Consider the following 508-nt stretch of genomic DNA (forward strand, 5'->3'; position numbering starts at 1 on the left):
TCGCACCCGTATTGACGGCAGTACCATTCAACGAACTCAAATCCAAACCGGCAGAGTCGATCCCTGTGAGCGACCACAATTGTTCCGACATCTCCCGCACGAACTCGTTCCAATAAGGCAAGGAACTTTGGTCTTTTGAAGTCGAGACCGCCGCCAACCTCTCCGACCACTTCGGCTCCAGGATAGAGGTTAACCAGTCTTGCAATCTGTCTTTCCAAGTCTGGTTTCTGCCCTCGACTGCTGACTCGGGCGTACAAAACGACTCGTTTGGTTTTTCTTGGTGATTTAATGTAGCTGTCGAGGTCATACCTTCTCGCCCTACCGGATGGTGTACGTATTGCCTTGATCCAGCCTTTCTGTTCCCATCGCCTCAAAGTGTGGAGACACACCCCAAAATAATCCGCCGCTTCTCTCGGTTTTACATACCTAGCCATACCAAGCAGCCATACTGAACATACTGTACATTATTTTCAGTATAGTCCAGCGTATCATTGACTAGAGTCATGCT

General features: G+C 49.2%; 1 protein-coding gene. It reads right to left on the reverse strand.

Going from position 1 to position 508, the window contains the following annotated elements; all coding sequences use genetic code 11:
* A partial coding sequence (locus NW819_RS09320; RefSeq protein WP_414413564.1) for an IS607 family transposase occupies positions 1 to 434 on the reverse strand: 434 nt, incomplete at its 3' end.
* Between the last annotated feature and the right edge of the window lie 74 nt (positions 435 to 508).

It is taken from the genome of Synechococcus sp. R8-2, from assembly GCF_047461715.1.
Taxonomy (GTDB): Bacteria; Cyanobacteriota; Cyanobacteriia; order Thermostichales; family Thermostichaceae; genus Thermostichus.